The 15,212-nt window shown below is 67.8% G+C and carries 12 protein-coding genes, 1 rRNA gene and 1 pseudogene; 1 reads left to right on the plus strand and 13 read right to left on the minus strand.

The window, feature by feature from the left end:
- The 3 genes from WEF05_09680 to tyrS form a co-directional block, all read right to left on the minus strand.
- Positions 1-60, minus strand: a 16S ribosomal RNA gene (locus WEF05_09680); the annotation flags it as partial.
- A 340-nt stretch (positions 61-400) separates the two neighbouring features.
- Positions 401-1,381 (minus strand): DUF4325 domain-containing protein, encoded by a 981-nt coding sequence (locus tag WEF05_09685; protein MEX1102152.1) that lies wholly within the window; start codon positions 1,379-1,381, stop codon positions 401-403.
- Between the two features lie 265 nt (positions 1,382-1,646).
- Positions 1,647-2,876, minus strand: coding sequence for a tyrosine--tRNA ligase (gene tyrS, locus WEF05_09690; protein MEX1102153.1), 1,230 nt, complete (start codon positions 2,874-2,876; stop codon positions 1,647-1,649).
- Positions 2,877-2,938: 62 nt separating this feature from the next.
- Here tyrS and WEF05_09695 point away from each other — a divergent pair, with 62 nt between their 5' ends.
- A complete protein-coding gene (locus WEF05_09695) occupies positions 2,939-5,206 on the plus strand; it encodes a transglycosylase domain-containing protein (protein MEX1102154.1) in 2,268 nt (755 codons plus the stop codon).
- Here WEF05_09695 and WEF05_09700 read toward each other — a convergent pair.
- The 10 genes and pseudogenes from WEF05_09700 to WEF05_09745 form a co-directional block, all read right to left on the minus strand.
- Entirely contained in the window at positions 5,187-5,831 is a 645-nt protein-coding gene (locus WEF05_09700; GenBank protein MEX1102155.1) for a DNA-3-methyladenine glycosylase, read from the minus strand. The genes WEF05_09695 and WEF05_09700 overlap by 20 nt on opposite strands.
- Complete coding sequence (gene polX / locus WEF05_09705) at positions 5,828-7,582, minus strand: DNA polymerase/3'-5' exonuclease PolX (protein MEX1102156.1); 1,755 nt, start codon at positions 7,580-7,582, stop codon at positions 5,828-5,830. Before polX ends, WEF05_09700 begins: the two co-directional genes overlap by 4 nt.
- A 38-nt stretch (positions 7,583-7,620) precedes the next feature.
- Complete coding sequence (argF, locus tag WEF05_09710) at positions 7,621-8,541, minus strand: ornithine carbamoyltransferase (protein ID MEX1102157.1); 921 nt, start codon at positions 8,539-8,541, stop codon at positions 7,621-7,623.
- Between the two features lie 25 nt (positions 8,542-8,566).
- Positions 8,567-10,957, minus strand: a complete 2,391-nt coding sequence (gene pheT / locus WEF05_09715) for a phenylalanine--tRNA ligase subunit beta (GenBank protein ID MEX1102158.1) — start codon at positions 10,955-10,957, stop codon at positions 8,567-8,569.
- Entirely contained in the window at positions 10,954-12,006 is a 1,053-nt protein-coding gene (gene pheS / locus WEF05_09720) for a phenylalanine--tRNA ligase subunit alpha (protein ID MEX1102159.1), read from the minus strand. The genes pheT and pheS overlap by 4 nt, the downstream gene beginning before the upstream one ends.
- Positions 12,007-12,079: 73 nt before the next feature.
- On the minus strand, positions 12,080-13,507 hold the full coding sequence (locus WEF05_09725) for a TrmH family RNA methyltransferase (GenBank protein ID MEX1102160.1): 1,428 nt from the start codon (positions 13,505-13,507) through the stop codon (positions 12,080-12,082).
- A gap of 77 nt (positions 13,508-13,584) precedes the next feature.
- On the minus strand, positions 13,585-13,950 hold the full coding sequence (rplT, locus tag WEF05_09730) for a 50S ribosomal protein L20 (protein ID MEX1102161.1): 366 nt from the start codon (positions 13,948-13,950) through the stop codon (positions 13,585-13,587).
- A gap of 6 nt (positions 13,951-13,956) precedes the next feature.
- Positions 13,957-14,148 (minus strand): bL35 family ribosomal protein, encoded by a 192-nt coding sequence (locus WEF05_09735; GenBank protein ID MEX1102162.1) that lies wholly within the window; start codon positions 14,146-14,148, stop codon positions 13,957-13,959.
- Positions 14,126-14,675: pseudogene (gene infC, locus WEF05_09740) on the minus strand (translation initiation factor IF-3). The gene WEF05_09735 and the pseudogene infC overlap by 23 nt, the downstream one beginning before the upstream one ends.
- Before the next feature lie 183 nt (positions 14,676-14,858).
- Complete coding sequence (locus tag WEF05_09745; GenBank protein MEX1102163.1) at positions 14,859-15,209, minus strand: cupin domain-containing protein; 351 nt, start codon at positions 15,207-15,209, stop codon at positions 14,859-14,861.
- Between the last annotated feature and the right edge of the window lie 3 nt (positions 15,210-15,212).

Raw genomic sequence — 15,212 nt, forward strand, 5'->3', positions numbered from 1 at the left:
TTGCATGTGTTAAGCACGCCGCCAGCGTTCGTCCTGAGCCAGGATCAAACTCTCCGTAGAAGATGCACCGTCGATCCGACCCCGGAGGGCCTGGTCGCCGGGCGCATCTGGTTCGGAGGTGGCCTCGGGAACTAGCACCGCTCCCTCGACCGCTTCCTGACCCGTCCGGCCGACTACTCCGGACGGTTCGTGTTTGTTTCGTACGACCCTTCGGTTCGGAACGCGCGTGAACGCGCCCTCCCCGACGGGGAACGCACTGGCTTTCATCGGCACACTGTTCAGTTCTCAAGGTGCGAGCTGCGCCCCGCTGAGGAAGGATCCTCGGAAGTGGGGACGCGCAACCGGTGATGATAGCTACATCGTGAGTTGTTGTCAAACAGTCGCACCAGTCACTCGTAAGCTATTTCCCCGCGAAACCCCACCGCCTTGGCCATGCCCAGTTCCCGGTCCTAGTCCCCAGCGTCGTCAGAACAATGGCAGCCACAGACTCATTCATGCCTCGCAATTCCACCTCGGCAATCATCCGCTCACGTCCTAGTTCCATCGACATTCTCCCCACGAACTCGTCCAAGAACGACGACGAAGCCATGGGCACTTTCGAAAAGTCGAGGACGATGCGCTCGCCGTTCGGTATCGCGTGCGCGAGGTTCATGACGCGGTTCTTAACTTGTCGGCCGCTCGACCGGGTTCCGAGGTCGGGTGCGTCGCCCGCGACGTCGAATACGAGTTCTCCACCAACCGCCTGCTCAAGTTCAAGGAGGGTGACCGGGTCCCTCTGACCGAGTGCGGCCGCTAGCTCAACCTGGCGATTCGTTCGCAGCTGGAGCTCCACAAGAGTTCCCACATGTGGGGCGAGTGTGGGGGTGTATCGCAAGAGGTCGTCGGAACCTCTGCCGACGACCTCTTGCGACAATCTCGACGACCCTGAGTAGACGATCATCTGACCTCGATTCGACCTGACAATCTGACGACATCCGGCCAGGCCGTACCCGGCATTTCGCTCGGGATTTCCGGTAACGCCCTGTTCGACCGCTCGCTTGATTGCTTCCTGATCCGTAAGTCCTGAGTACATCCCGGAGAGGGAGGAGCGAATCCCCACTCCGGAATCTACGACGAGAATGTTCACATGGTCTCGTTTCGCAAACGTGGACACCTGTACCCAGCCTCCATCGGCCTCTGCGTGGTTGAGCACGTTCTCCATCACCTCCCAGAGCGCCCACTGGACTGCTTCTGGCACCCACTTTGCCAGCCGACCCTGAGTCGTCACGACTTGCATCACGCTGGCCCGGATCTGATCGAGCTCCTCGACTGTTGAGAAGAACCTCACCGGTGTGAACTTCTTAGTGAAGGATGGAAGTTCGAGAAAGACGGGTTCAGGCATCTGCAAATACTCACTCCAGCCAACTCCATCGAAGACACCTCTCATGTTCCGGGTCGCCGGAAGCTCAACTGAGAAATCAACACCAGCATGGGATCTCAGGCTAGACAAGTACGAAATCAGGGGCAGCACCCCATCAGGAAACGCTCGGGCGCACGATCGGAAGTCGAGAACAAAACGGCTGGTACCACTTGCACGACCTTGTTCCACGCACAGAACGCACCACGTGTAGCCGTCGACATCGAACGGCGTTGGGATCTCTATTCGCTCAGGAGTCTTGGACGACAAGTCGTACGAACCTCCGTCGACCAATCTGCACGACCGAGTCGTGCAGATTCTCTACCGAGATTTCGAGGTTGGGGTCGGAAATCAGCCGGGAATCGATTCGAACACCCTTCTGGAGAATCAGGCGTCTGCCCTCAGAGCTTGAGGAAACAAGCTCCAGCAGAACTAGCAGCTTGGGGAGGAAGACCCTCCCGTTCGCTCCTATTGCCCCTTCTGGTACAGGAACAACCGCAATCTCTTCTGGCAGCTCTCGCTCCTTATGGACCCGGTCGAATGCGGCCTCGGCCTGCCGTCCGGCCCCCATCCCGTGGTAGAGATCGACGACCTCTCTGGCCATCCGGCGCTTCTGCTCGACCGCCCGGGCCGAGCCGTCGGCGAGCCCCCGCTCGACCTCATCGGCCACCTCGTGACCGAGGGCAGTGCACAGCCGCATGTACTTCGCGATCAAGCCGTCGGGGACGCGCATCAACCGCCCGAACATCTCCTCGGGGGGGTCGGTCAGGCCGACGTAGTTGTTGTAGCTCTTCGACATCTTCCGGACACCGTCGGTGCCCTCGATCAGCGGCATCGTGAGAACGACCTGCGGATCCTGGAGTGCGGCCTTCTGCAGCTCCCTACCCATCAGCAGGTTGAACGTCTGATCCGTGCCGCCGAGTTCGACGTCCGCTTCGACCGCGACCGAGTCTTGCCCCTGCAGGAGGGGGTAGAGGAACTCAACGAGCGAGATCGGCTTGTGCGCGGCGTAGCGAGCGTGGAAGTCGTCGCGCTCGAGCATCTGCGCCACGGTCACCGACGACGTGAGGCGGAGCACCTCATCCATCCCCATCGGCGCGAGCCACTCGGAGTTGCGGCGGAGCTCGAGGCTCTCCTCTTCCAGGCGGATGACCTTGCCGGCCTGGTCGAGATAGGTTCGCGCGTTCGCCTCGATCTGCTCGACCGACATCGACGGACGCAGTTCGGAGCGACCCGACGGATCCCCGATCCGCGCCGTGTAGTCGCCGACGATCAACACCGCCAGATGCCCCGCGTCCTGGAACTGCCGCAGCTTGCGCAGCAGGACCGCGTGCCCCAGGTGCAGATCGGGCCGGGTGGGATCGAGCCCGAGCTTGACGCGCAGCGGGCGGCCGAGCGCGAGCTTGCCCGGCAGCCCGTCCTGAGGCTCGATCAGCTCTGCGCCGGCCGTGAGCCGGTCCACGTCCGCGGCGCGTTTCATCGTGGCGGATGCTAGCAGTGCCTCCCGGCCCGGGTCCGTGGTCACGGGTAGCATCGAGGGGCATGAAGTCCCGCCTCCCACGCTCGATCATCGCGCTGTCCGGCGTCCTCGTGCTCGTGTCGAGCTGCCGCGGCCTCGCCGACCTCGAGGAGGCCGAGTCCGGTGAGGCGCGCCTGTCCCAAACCTCGTTCCTCTACGCGGCCGACGGCACCCTGTTGAAGGAGCTCCACGGCGGAGTCAACCGGATCGTGGTGCCCACCGGGAAGATCCCGCGGACGATCCGGGACGCGGTCGTCGCGATCGAGGATCGGCGCTTCTACCAGCATCACGGGATCGATCTGAAGGCGCTCGCGCGCGCGGCCTACGTGGACGCGGCGGCCGGGGAGATCGTCGAGGGCGGATCGACGATCACCCAGCAGTACGTCAAGCAGGTCTACGTCGGCAGCGATCAGACACTCGAGCGCAAACTCAAGGAAGCGTCGCTCGCGTGGCAGATCGAGGAGCAGTACAGCAAGGACCAGATCCTCACGCGATACCTGAACACGATCTATTTCGGCCGGAGCGCCTACGGGGTCCAGGCCGCAGCACAGGCGTTCTTCTCGGCCGACGCCCCGGAGTTGGACCTCGCCCGATCGGCGCTGCTCGCGGGGATGATCAACTCTCCCGCCGCATTCAACCCGTTCCGGCATCCGAAACGCGCGCTCGAACGCCGCGCCCTCGTGCTCCGTCTGATGCGCGAGCAGGACATGATCGGACGCGGCCAGATGCGCGCTGCGCTCGCGACGCGGTTGCGCCTTCGCCCGCCGCGGACCCAACGCACCTCCGCCCCCTACTTCGTCGACTATGTCTATCGATGGTTCCTGGTGACGCCGAGCTTGCAGCGCGTCGAATGGTTCGGCCCGCCGTGCCCCTTCGACGAACCGCTCGGGCGGAAGGCGTGCCCCCAGCGCTGGGACGCCTTCTTCGAGGGAGGGCTGCAGATCCAGACCACGCTCGATCCCGAGCTGCAGGTCGAGGCCGAGCGGGCCGTGAACGCGGTGCTGCGCTACCCGAACGATCCGTACGGCGCGATGACCGTGATCGACCCGAACTCCGGCTCCATAAAGGCGATGGTGGGTGGACGCGACTACTACGACCCGCGTGTGGAGTTCGCGAAGCTCAACCTCGCGGCCGGCGGAAGCACCGGGCGCCAGGGCGGCTCGACCTTCAAGCCGTTCGCGCTGATCGCCGCCCTCGAGAGCGGGCGTTCGCCGCAGGACGTCTATCCGGCTCCGGGTTCGATCGAACTACCCCTCGAGGGCGGGCGGGCCTGGAAGGTCAGCAACGCGGACGGCGGATCGTTCGGCAGCCTCACCCTCGAGGACGCGACGATCAACTCGGTGAACACCGTGTTCGCGCAGCTGATCCAGGAGCTGGGGCCGGAGGCCGTCAACGACGTGGCCACGCGGATGGGCGTGCGCTGTTGCTACCGAACGAGCTACCCGCGGACCCAGGAACTGCTCGACGAACCCGCTGCGGTCCTCGGGGCGAACGAGGTGAACACGATCGAGATGGCGAGCGCCTTCGGCACCCTGGCAGCCGGCGGATACCAACTCGACCCCACACCGGTCGCGCAGATCCAGGGCAGCGACGGCAAGGTCCTCTGGCGCTCCTCCGAGTCCCCCCGGCCGGCGATCGATCCGCAGGTCGCCGCGGCCGCGACCGACATCCTGCAGAAGGCGGTCCAGTTCGGCACCGGCACGGGCGCCAACATCGGCCGTCCGCAGATCGGCAAGACCGGCACCGACGACGGCTTCACCGACGCCTGGTTCGTCGGGGCGATCCCGCAGCTGGTTGCCGCGGTCTGGATCGGATTCCCCGAGGGACAGATCGCGATGGACACGCCGCGCACGCGGATCACCGTGTTCGGCGGTACCTGGCCGGCCGACATCTGGCGGACGTTCATGACGAACGCGGTGCGCGGGATGCCACGCCAACGGTTCCCGACCCCCAAGGTGCGCTACACGCAGGTCAAGGTGGACGTCACACAGAACTGCCTGCCGAATCGCTACACCCTTCCCCGCAACATCGACGAGGTGGAGTTCATCACGGGAACCCAGCCGATCCGCCAGTGCGAGGAGCCAACCTCGGCCCAGACCGTCGACGTGCCGTCCGCGATCGGGCTGTACGAGTCCGCGGCCCGCGACCTGCTCGAGCTCTCGGGCTTCTACACCGAGGTGCGCTACGTGAAGTCGAATCAGCCTCGGGGCACGGTGATCGCACAGAGCCCGCAAGGCGGACTGGAAGCCCAGCAGACGAGCACGGTGACGATCACCGTCTCCGGGACCTGACCGCCGTTCCCGCGGCCAGGTCCCCCGCGCCCCGCGCGCGGGAAACCCACCGATCATCGGCGATCTGGAACCGCCAGGGTCGGTCGAGGCCGGTGCGGATCCCCACACGCGTCGACACGAGCACCCGGCCGCGTGCGGGAGCTCGTCCCTCGTGGATCTCGAGGCCCGTTCCGCGGGCGAGATCCGCCCCGTTGTCGGTCCCGTCGATCCCCAAGGCCTGACAGAGCTTGCCGGGCCCCGAACACAGAGCGAGCACGTCATCGGTTCCTCGGTTCGCCGACATCTCGGCGATCCCCGACAGGGGCTCGGCCGATCGGAGCAACACGGCCGCTCCCACGCCGTCTTCCCCCGCGACCACGTTCATGCACTGGTGCACGCCGTAAGACAGGTACACGTAGCAGAAGCCGGCGGGTCCGAACATCACGGCATTGCGAGGTGTCGGTCCACGAAACGAATGGCTCGCCGGATCGTCGAACGCGTATGCCTCCGTCTCGACGATGCGCACCGCGAGCCGTTCGCCGCCCGCCAGGCGGTGTACGAGCACCCTTCCCAGCAGGTCACGCGCGAGCACCGGGCTCGGCCTGGCGAACCATCTGCGAGGCAGGCGTCGTCCGGCGCTCGTCACGACGTCGAGCGTCCACGGGCTGCGCCGCCCGAGCGCCCTGCGCGCAGGAACCGCTCCAGCTTGGTCCGCGGCCAGGTGTTGATCACGTCGTCGGGACCCAGCCACCCTCGCTGCGCGGTGCCGACGCCGTAACGAAGCAGGTCGAGGTGACTCACCGCGTGGGCATCCGAATCGATGGAGAACCGCACACCGAGGCGTTTCGCCCAGAGCACGTGCTCGTCCTTCAGGTCGAGGCGATCGGGATGCGCGTTGATCTCGAGGGCGGTTCCCGTCCTCGCCGCGGCCTCGAAGACGGCCTCCTCGTCGAACTCGATCGGATCGCGCCTGCCGATCTTGCGCCCGGTCGGATGGCCGATCACGTTCACGAGTGGGTGCTCGATCGCCCGCAGCAACCGCCGCGTCATCTGGTCCCGGGATTGGCTGAAGTGCGAGTGCACGCTCGCCACCAAGACCTCGAACCCCTCCAGGAACGCGTCGTCCCAATCGAGACCGCCCTCCGGATCGATGTTCAGCTCGGCGCCGTGGAGCACCCGCATCTTCGGCACGCGCTCCTGGAGCGACGCGAGGCGAGCTCGCTGCGTGAGCATCTTGTCCCGGGTCATCCGCTGCATCGAGAGCTGCTCGGCGTGGTCGGTCACCGCGAAGTACGCGTACCGATGCGCTGCTGCGGCCTCCACCATCTCCTCGAGCGCTCCGTGTCCGTCGGTGAGGTCCGTGTGGGTGTGCAGGTCCCCTCGGATCTGGCGTTGGGTGACGAGATCCGGCAACGTCCCCTCGAGCGCCGCTTCGATCTCGCCCCGATCCTCACGCAGCGTGGGAGCGATCCACGGGAGATCCAAACGCTCGTAGACCTCCTCCTCGGTCTCGGCGACGATCAGGCGCCCGCTCTTGGCACGGAACAGTCCGTACTCGTTCAGCTTCAGCCCCGCGCGGACGGCGCGCTCGCGCAGACGGATGTTGTGCGCCTTCGAGCCCGTGAAGTAGATCATCGCCGCTCCCCACACCTGGGGCGGGACGATCCGCAGGTCGACCTGTACCCCGGCGTCGGTCACGATCGAAGTCTTCGACTCCCCCGACACGAGCGTCCGGCCGATCCCGGGCGCGGATACGAACGCCTCGGTGACCGCCGAACCGTCTGCGGCCGCGACGAGCAGGTCGACGTCGCCGATCGTCTCGGCCATCCGTCGCAACGAACCCGCGTACGCGATGCGCTCCACGCCGCCGACCGCTTCCAGCTGGGCGAGGAAGAGCTCCGCGACGACCATCGCGGCGCCGATCGGGACCCGTCCCCCGGACGACGCCAGCCGGTCGAGCCCCCGCAGGACGTTCTCCTGGGTCTTGGCTCCGAATCCCTTCTGGGCGGCAAGGGTGCCGGCCTCCGCGGCGTGGCGCAGGGTCTCGAGCGAGTCGATCCCGAGATCTCGGTACAGGGTGATCGCCCGCTTCGGCCCGAGGCCGGGCACCGACATCATGTCGCGTACCCCCGGGGGGATCTGTGCGCGCAACTCGTCGAGCGCGCCGATCGTCCCTGAGTCGAGGTACTCCCGGACCTTCTCGGCGATCGAACGGCCGACGCTCGGGATCGCGAGCAGCCCCTTCGCGTCGAGCTTCCCGACGTCGCCCGGATGCGCGCCCACGGCGCGGCCCGCCTTCTCGTAGGCACGAGCCTTGTACGCGTCGTCGGACAGGATCGCGAGAAGATCCGCGTACTCGATCAGGATCTGTTCGACGTCATCGTTCGCGCGCGGCACGGGAGCTCAGCGCCGCACGCGGCCGGTCGCGCATCGGCTCACGCCAGATCGAGGATCCACAACAGGAGCGCCTTCGCGGTGTGCAGCCGGTTCTCCGCCTCGTCCCAGACCGCCGATCGGGGCCCGTCGATCACCTCGTCGGTGATCTCCTGACCGCGGTGCGCCGGGAGACAGTGCAACACGATCGCGTCGGCCGCGGCGAGGTCGACGAGCCGCTGGTTCAGTTGGTAGGCCGGGAACACCAACGATCGCTCGTCCGCCTCGGCCTCTTGGCCCATACTCGCCCAGACGTCGGTCGCGAGCACGTCCGAACCCGCCGCCGCTTCGAGCGGGTCCGTGAGCAACGCGACGCTGCCACCGGTCGCGCTCGCGATCTCGCTCGCACGGTGCACCACCTGCGGGATCGGCTCGAACCCCGGCGGTGTCGCGACGCGAACGTGCATCCCGCACTTCGCCCCGCCGAGCAACAAGGAGTGCGTGACGTTGTTGCCGTCACCCAGGTAGGTCAGCGTGAGCCCCGAGAGGTCGCCCCTGCGCTCGCGGATCGTCAACAGATCGGCGAGCGCCTGGCACGGGTGTTCGAAGTCAGACAGGCTGTTGACCACGGGCGCGTCGGACGCGCCGGCGAGCACCTCCAGGCGCTCCTGTTCGAAGGTCCGGAGGACGATCGCGTCGACGTATCGCGAGAGGACCCTGCCGGTGTCTTCGATCGTCTCGCCGCGGCCCAGCTGGAGCTCGGTGCTCGACAGCACGACGGGGTGACCGCCCATCGCCGCGACGGCGACCTCGAAGGACACTCGCGTCCGGGTCGACGGCTTCTCGAAGATCAGGGCAACGGACCGGCGACGCAACACATCGGCGACGCCGGCGGGGTCGGTCTTGGTCTTCGCAGACAGGTCGAGCAGCGTGAAGAGCTCCTCGCGCGAGACGTCGTCGATCGAGAGGTAATCCCGAGTCATGGACGCAAGTCTATCGGCTGGCTCGTCAGCCCGCTCGAAGCTCTGCGTCGAAGGCCGCTTCGATCCGACGCACGATGTCCGCCACGGCCGCGTCCGCCTCCCCGTCGGTGAGGGTGCGGTCCGGGGCACGGAACGCGAGTGCGAATGCCAGGCTCTTCCGGCCCTCGCCGACCTGCCCTCCGGTGAACAGATCGAACACGGCGACCTCCTCGAGGAGATCGCCGCCGGCCGCGAGGATCGCTTCCCGGACCGCCTCGGATGCCACGTCTTCTTCCAGGATGAAGGCGAGGTCGCGCCGCACCGGCGGGAAGCGGGGAGCCTCGTGGAGCTCGACATCGGCCGGGGTCCGTTCCATCAACACCGTCGCATCCAGCTCGCAGGTCGCGACCCGTCCGGGCAGGCCGGCGGGCTCGGCGATCCGCGGGTGCAGTTCCCCGACGGCGCCCGCGCGGTCGTCACCGATCCATACCTCGGCCGCGCGCGCCGGATGCCACGGATCGACCGTCAGCGGTGCGAGCCGCCAGTCCCGGATCCCCAGCCCGGCGAGGATCGCCTCGAGCATCCCCTTCGCGTCGAAGTAGTCCGCGGGGCGGTCGGCTCCGTGCCAGCCGCCGTCGAGGGGACCGGTCAGGATCAACCCCAGGTGGAAACGTTCATCGACCGGTGCCTCGGCATCACCGGTCAGCGCGAACACCGACCCAACCTCGAAGGCCGCGACGGGGGCCACCCCGCGGGCGAGGTTGCGAGCGGCGGCATGCACCAAACCGGGGAGCAGACGCGTGCGCAACAGCCCCTCCTCGGCGGACAGGGGATTCGCGATCGGCACGGCCACATCGGTGTCCCCGGTGAGGGCGATGTCCTCGGGCGAGGCGAACGACAGGAGCTTGAGCTCCACGAGCCCGGAGCGGACGCAGAGCTCTCGCAGACGATCGCGGAAGGCGTAGGCGGCCGGGACACCGCCCGCCTGGCGGATCGCCGGCAGGGTCGCCGGCACCGTGTCGTACCCGCGGACTCGCGCGACCTCCTCGACCAGATCCTCCTCGAGCCGCAGGTCTACCCGGTAGCTCGGAACGGTCACCGTCGCGACGTCGTGCTCGATGACCGCCGTGACATCGACGAGGCGGTCGAACGCCGAACCCACGTCCTCGGGCGTGACGTCGATCCCGAGCAGCCGGGATGCCCGGGACGAGCGCAGGCGGACCCGGGACCGTTCCGGGGCCTCCCCAACCTCGAGCACACCGGCGAGCACCGCGGCACCCGTCCACGACGAGATCAGCTCCGTCGCCCGATCGGCCGCCGGCCCCACGGCCTCTGGGTTGGCTCCCCGCTCGAACCGCGCCGAGGCTTCGGTCGACAGCCCGAGCCGGCGCGCGGTGCGCAGGATCCCCCGGGACGCGAACGAGGCGCTCTCGAGCAGCAGGTCCGTGGTCGTCGGCATCACCTCGGCGCTCGCGGAGCCCATCACCCCGGCGACGGCAACCCCGCGCGCGTGATCGGCGATCACCAGATCGTCCTCGGTGAGCTCGCGCTCCACCCCGTCCAGGGTCGTGATCCGCTCTCCGGCGTCGGCGAGACGGACGACGATCCCCGGTCCGTCGAGCTGCTGGAGATCGAACGCGTGCAGCGGCTGTCCGAGCTCGAGCATCGCGTAGTTCGTCGCATCGACGACGGCGGAGAGCGGACGCATCCCCGCGGCTGTGAGCCGCGCCTGAACCTGCACCGGCGACGGCCCATGAACCACCCCCCGGAGCACCCGCGCCCGATACCGCGGACAACGCTCGAGGTCGAGCACCCGGAGGTCGGCGACGGCCTCGGCCGCGTCGGCAGACTCGACGATCGACACCTCTCGCGGGGAGAAGGGAACGCCCGTCGCCATCGCGGCCTCTCGTGCGACCCCCACGACCGACATCAGATCCGGGCGGTTCGGCTCGATCTCGACGTCGAAGACGGCATCGTCGAGCCCCAACAGTGCCTTCACGTCGGTTCCCGGTTCCACGGCAGGGTCGAGGACGAGGATCCCCTCATGCAGATCGGAAACGGCGAGCTCTCGGGGCGAGCAGAGCATGCCTTCCGATCGCGCGCCACGGATCGTGCGTTCACCGAGTGGCTCGTCGAGGGCAGGGACGCGCGACCCCGGGCCCGCGTAGGGAACGAGGTCTCCCGCAACCATGTTCCGCACGCCGACCACCACGTTCCGCTCGGTCGATCCGGTCTGCACACGGGCCAGGCAGAGCTTGTCGGAGTCGGGATGGTCGCGAACCTCGAGAACACAGGCCGCGATCACGCCCTCGAGCCCATCCCACGGCCGAAGGACGTCCTCGACCTTGACCCCCTTCGCGGTCAGCAGCTCGGCGAGCTCGTCCGGACCGAGGTCGGTCGGGCAGAACTCCCGCATCCAGCCGAGGACGACCTTCACCGCACGCTCCCGAACTGCGCGAGGAACCGGACGTCGCCGTCGAAGAGCAACCGGATGTCGGGGATCGAGAACCGCAGCAGCGCGGCCCGGTCGATCCCCATCCCGAAGGCGAAGCCCGTGAACCGTTCGGGGTCATAGCCGACGTTGCGCAGGACGGTCGGATGCACCATGCCGGCACCCAGCAGCTCGATCCAGCCGTTCCCACAGACCCGGCACCCCGAGCCCCCGCACTTGAAGCACGAGACGTCGACCTGCGCTCCCGGCTCGACGAACGGGAAGTACGACGGCACGAGCCGCACCTTCGACGAGGCGCCGAACAGTTCGCGCGCGAACGCGCTCAGCGTTCCCTTCAGGTCGGCGAAGGTGATCCCCTCGTCTACGGCGAGCGCCTCGATCTGGTGGAACACGGGCGAATGCGTGGCGTCGGAGGTCTCCCTACGGAACACCCGGCCTGGCCCCACGATGGACACGGGGGGCGTGGTCGATTCCATCGTTCGGATCTGGATCGCGGAGGTCTCGGTGCGGAGCAGGAGATCAGCGCCGGGCACGTCGAGGAAGATCGAGTCCTTCATCGTCCGCGCGGGATGATCGGCGGGGATGTTGAGCGCCTGGAAGTTGTACCAGTCCGTCTCGACCTCGGGCCCTTCGGCGACGCGGAAGCCGAGACGCGTGAAGATCTCGACGAGCTCACGCTCCACGATCGTCAGGGGATGCAACGCGCCCAGCCGTGGTCGGCGTCCCGGCAAGGTCACATCCACGCCGTCGGCCGCGAGCAGCTGGGTCTCCGCGGCCCGTCCCAGGGTCTCCCGGCGCTGTTCCAGCGCCCCGGTGAGTGCGGTCCGAACCTCGTTCGCCAGCTTGCCGACCTCCTTGCGATCGGCGGGCTCGAGATCGCCGACCGAGCGCTGCACCTGGGAGAAGGGCGACTTGCGTCCGAGGACCGCCGTCTGGGCCGAGTCGAGATCCTCGAGCGAGGGCGCGGCCGTCAGGGTCGCGAGCCCACGCTCACGCTCGGACTCCAGGATGCGGATCGCCTCGGCACGGTCCATACGGGTTCGGAGTCTAGCGGGGAGGAACCGCCGCCCCGGTGCACGACGGCATCGAAACGAACCGCGACGCTGATCACGCCTCGGTCGCCACCGGAACCTCGAGGCGGAACTCCAGCCGCCCGTCGCGCACCCGCGCCGTGGCGGTGCCTCCCTGGGACTCGGCGATGCCGCGGGAGACGAAGAGCCCGATCTTGCTCCCCGACCCGGTTCCGGGGCGTCGCGGAAGGAACAGCGTCTCGGCGCCGTCGTCGTCGAGCTCGGTCCCGGTTCGGGTGACGACCACGACCAGCCGGCCGTCGTCGATCCGTGCGTCGACGTCGATCGCGCCCTCCCAGCCGAACCAGATCTGTCCCTCGACGAACGCGCCCAGGACCGTGCGGAGGCGGTCGGCGTCGACGAGCCCGGTCACCTCGCCTCCGGTCCATCGCAGACCGGGGAACTCCGGGTCGCGCCGCAGCGACGCGTCGAACTCGCGAACGAGCGAACCGATGTCGGTCTGCTCGGGGCTCAGCTCGAGCCGTCCTCCGACGATCCGAGCGGCGTCGACCAGGAGCGTGAGGATCTGATCCATGCGGTCGGTGTCGTGCGCGATCCCCCGGAACATCAGCTCGCGCTGTTCGTCGGTCATGTCCTCCCAGCGACGCTGCAGCGCGTAGGCGAAGCCCTTCATCGCCGTCAGGGGCGACCGGATGTCGTGTGCCGCGGCGGCGATCACCGCCTCGAGCGCCACGCGCCTGCCCTCCCGGCGGCGACGCGCCCACTCGAACAGGCACACCGTCGCGGCGGCCGCGAGGTTCAACGACTCGGCGCGGCCTCCCAGTGGGATCCGAGCGCGGACATCCGCGCGATCGGCGACCTCGGCGGGAAGCCCCCATGACTCGTTCCCGAACACGAACGCGATCGGTCGCTGAAGGTCGAGCTCGAACAGGTCGGCTTCGCCGTCGCCGGCCATCGCCAGCACGGTCCGGCCCTGTTCCCGCAACCGGTCGATCGCCTCCACGGTCTCGGTTTCCCGAACCACGGGCAGATGGAACGCCGACCCGGCCGAGGCTCGGACGGCCTTCGGGTTGTACGGGTCGACCGAGGACGCGGCGAACACCACCCCCTCGGCACCCGCGGCGTCGGCCGATCGGAGGATCGTTCCCGCGTTCCCGGGATCGCGTACCGCATGCAGCACGGCCACGCATCCCTGTCCGTCCAGTGCCTCGAGATCGCGGTCGACGATCGGCGCCACGCCGACGAGTCCCTGGGGCGTGACGGTGGAGGCGAGCTTGGCCATCACGGGCTCGCTCACCTCGAAGACCTCGACGCCCCCCGCCTGGGCCCGAGAGACCAGGTCGTGCGTGCCGGTATGGAACAACGACTCGAGCCGTCCCGCCGCGAGCGCCTCCGTCACGGTCTGTTCTCCCTCGACCAGGAAGCGCCGGTCGCGCTCGCGGAACGCGCGCTTGTGCAACCGGGCCGCGTCGGCCACCTTCCGGTTGTTCGGCGAGCTGATCACGCCCCGGCACACCCCTCGCGTGGGCGCGCCAGAGCGCCCGATGGGGGGAGTCTAGTCCGCGGACATCGCCGGCCGGGCTAGGCCGACGCCGACAACGCTGCGCGCGCGGTTTCGACGAGCTGGCCGAACACCTTCGGTTCGTGAACCGCGAGGTCTGCGAGGACCTTGCGATCGACCTCGACCTCGGCTGCCTTGAGTCCGGCGATGAACGTCGAGTAGCTCATGCCGTTCTGCCGGGCGCCGGCGCCGACCCGCGTGATCCACAACCGCCGGAACTGGGCCTTGCGGTCGCGACGATCGCGATAGCTGTACTGCAGGGAGTGGCGAACCTGTTCGGTCGCCATCTTCATCCGACGGTGCCGGCCACCCCGGTAGCCCTTGGCTGCCTCGAGGGTCTCGCGGCGCTTCTTCTTGGCGTGGACGGAACGTTTGACCCGGGCCATCGTCCGCTACCCCCCCAGCAACCGGCGGATCGTCTTGCGCTCGGCGGTCGTCTCGGACCAGCCCTCGATGCGCCGGCGCTTGCTCGACGACTTCTTGGTCAGCATGTGGTTGCCGGTCGCCTTCCGGTGCAGCACCTTGCCGGTCCGGGTCACCCGGAAACGCTTGTGGGTGGCGCTATGGGTCTTCTGCTTCGGCATGCCTAGCCTTCCTCACCGGCCGTCTGCACGACGGGCTTCTTGACCGGGGCGATCACCATGATCATGTTCCGCCCATCCTGCTTCGGTTGCGAGTCGACGATCGCCAGATCCTTCAGGTCGTCGACGAGACGATCGAGGATCTTGCGGCCGAGCTCCGTATGGGCCATCTCGCGCCCGCGGAACATGATCGTCACCTTGACCCGCGCTCCGGCCTTGAGGAACCGCACGACGTGACCCTTCTTCGTCTCGTAGTCGTGCGGATCGATCTTGGGTCGGAACTTGATCTCTTTCACCTCGACCCGCAGCTGCTTCTTGCGGGCCTCCTTCTGGCGGATGTCGCGCTCGTACTTGTACTTGCCGTAGTCCATGATCCGCGCGACCGGCGGATCGGCGTTGGGCGCGACCTCGACGAGATCGAGATCGAGGTCACGAGCCTGCGTGAGGGCGTCCTGGGTCGGCACGATGCCGACCTGATCGCCGTCGGGCCCGACCAGACGGACCCGGGGTGACCGGATCCGATCGTTTATGCGCGGGTCACTGGATACCCCGCATCACCTCCGTCCTCGAAACTGGGCGGCGCCGACCTCGGGTCGACGCCGCAGGTGGAACAACGGAAAACGCTTCCCGAGTATAGGGGCAGGCACCCACGGTGTCGACGGAGCCTGGCCTCCGGTGGACCCGACGGTCCGAGGGACCCCGAACGCGTGCGCTCACCAATCCGATTCCAGCGGGCGACCGTAGTCGTCCTGCAGGCGCAGCGTATCGTCCTCGGTCGTGTACCCGTAAGCGATCTCGAGCACCCTGCCCCGCGCCGGAGCGCCGTTCGTGATCCGATGGACCTCTTCGGCCGAGACGACGAACTCCTCCCCGGTCTTCGCCTGGACCGTGCGGTTGCCGATCTGGATCGTCAGCCCCGGATCGAGCACGACCCACATCTCGTCGCGCATCTGGTGGTAGTGAACGCTCGTCTCCTGGCCGGGTTCGACCGTGATCACCCGCACCGACGAGGGTTGGTTCAGGGCGTAGGTCGCGACCTTCCCCCAGGGCTTGTCGAGGATCACGGA

It is taken from the genome of Actinomycetota bacterium (genome assembly GCA_040881665.1).
In the GTDB taxonomy this organism is placed as follows: domain Bacteria; phylum Actinomycetota; class UBA4738; order UBA4738; family HRBIN12; genus JBBDWR01.

Coding starts and splice junctions, on each gene's coding strand:
- WEF05_09685 (MEX1102152.1), bottom strand. CDS start 1,381: ATGCCTGAACCCGTCTTTCTCGAACTTCCATCCTTCACTAAGAAGTTC.
- tyrS (MEX1102153.1), bottom strand. CDS start 2,876: ATGAAACGCGCCGCGGACGTGGACCGGCTCACGGCCGGCGCAGAGCTG.
- WEF05_09695 (MEX1102154.1), top strand. CDS start 2,939: ATGAAGTCCCGCCTCCCACGCTCGATCATCGCGCTGTCCGGCGTCCTC.
- argF (MEX1102157.1), bottom strand. CDS start 8,541: ATGACTCGGGATTACCTCTCGATCGACGACGTCTCGCGCGAGGAGCTC.
- pheS (MEX1102159.1), bottom strand. CDS start 12,006: ATGGACCGTGCCGAGGCGATCCGCATCCTGGAGTCCGAGCGTGAGCGT.
- rplT (MEX1102161.1), bottom strand. CDS start 13,950: ATGGCCCGGGTCAAACGTTCCGTCCACGCCAAGAAGAAGCGCCGCGAG.
- WEF05_09735 (MEX1102162.1), bottom strand. CDS start 14,148: ATGCCGAAGCAGAAGACCCATAGCGCCACCCACAAGCGTTTCCGGGTG.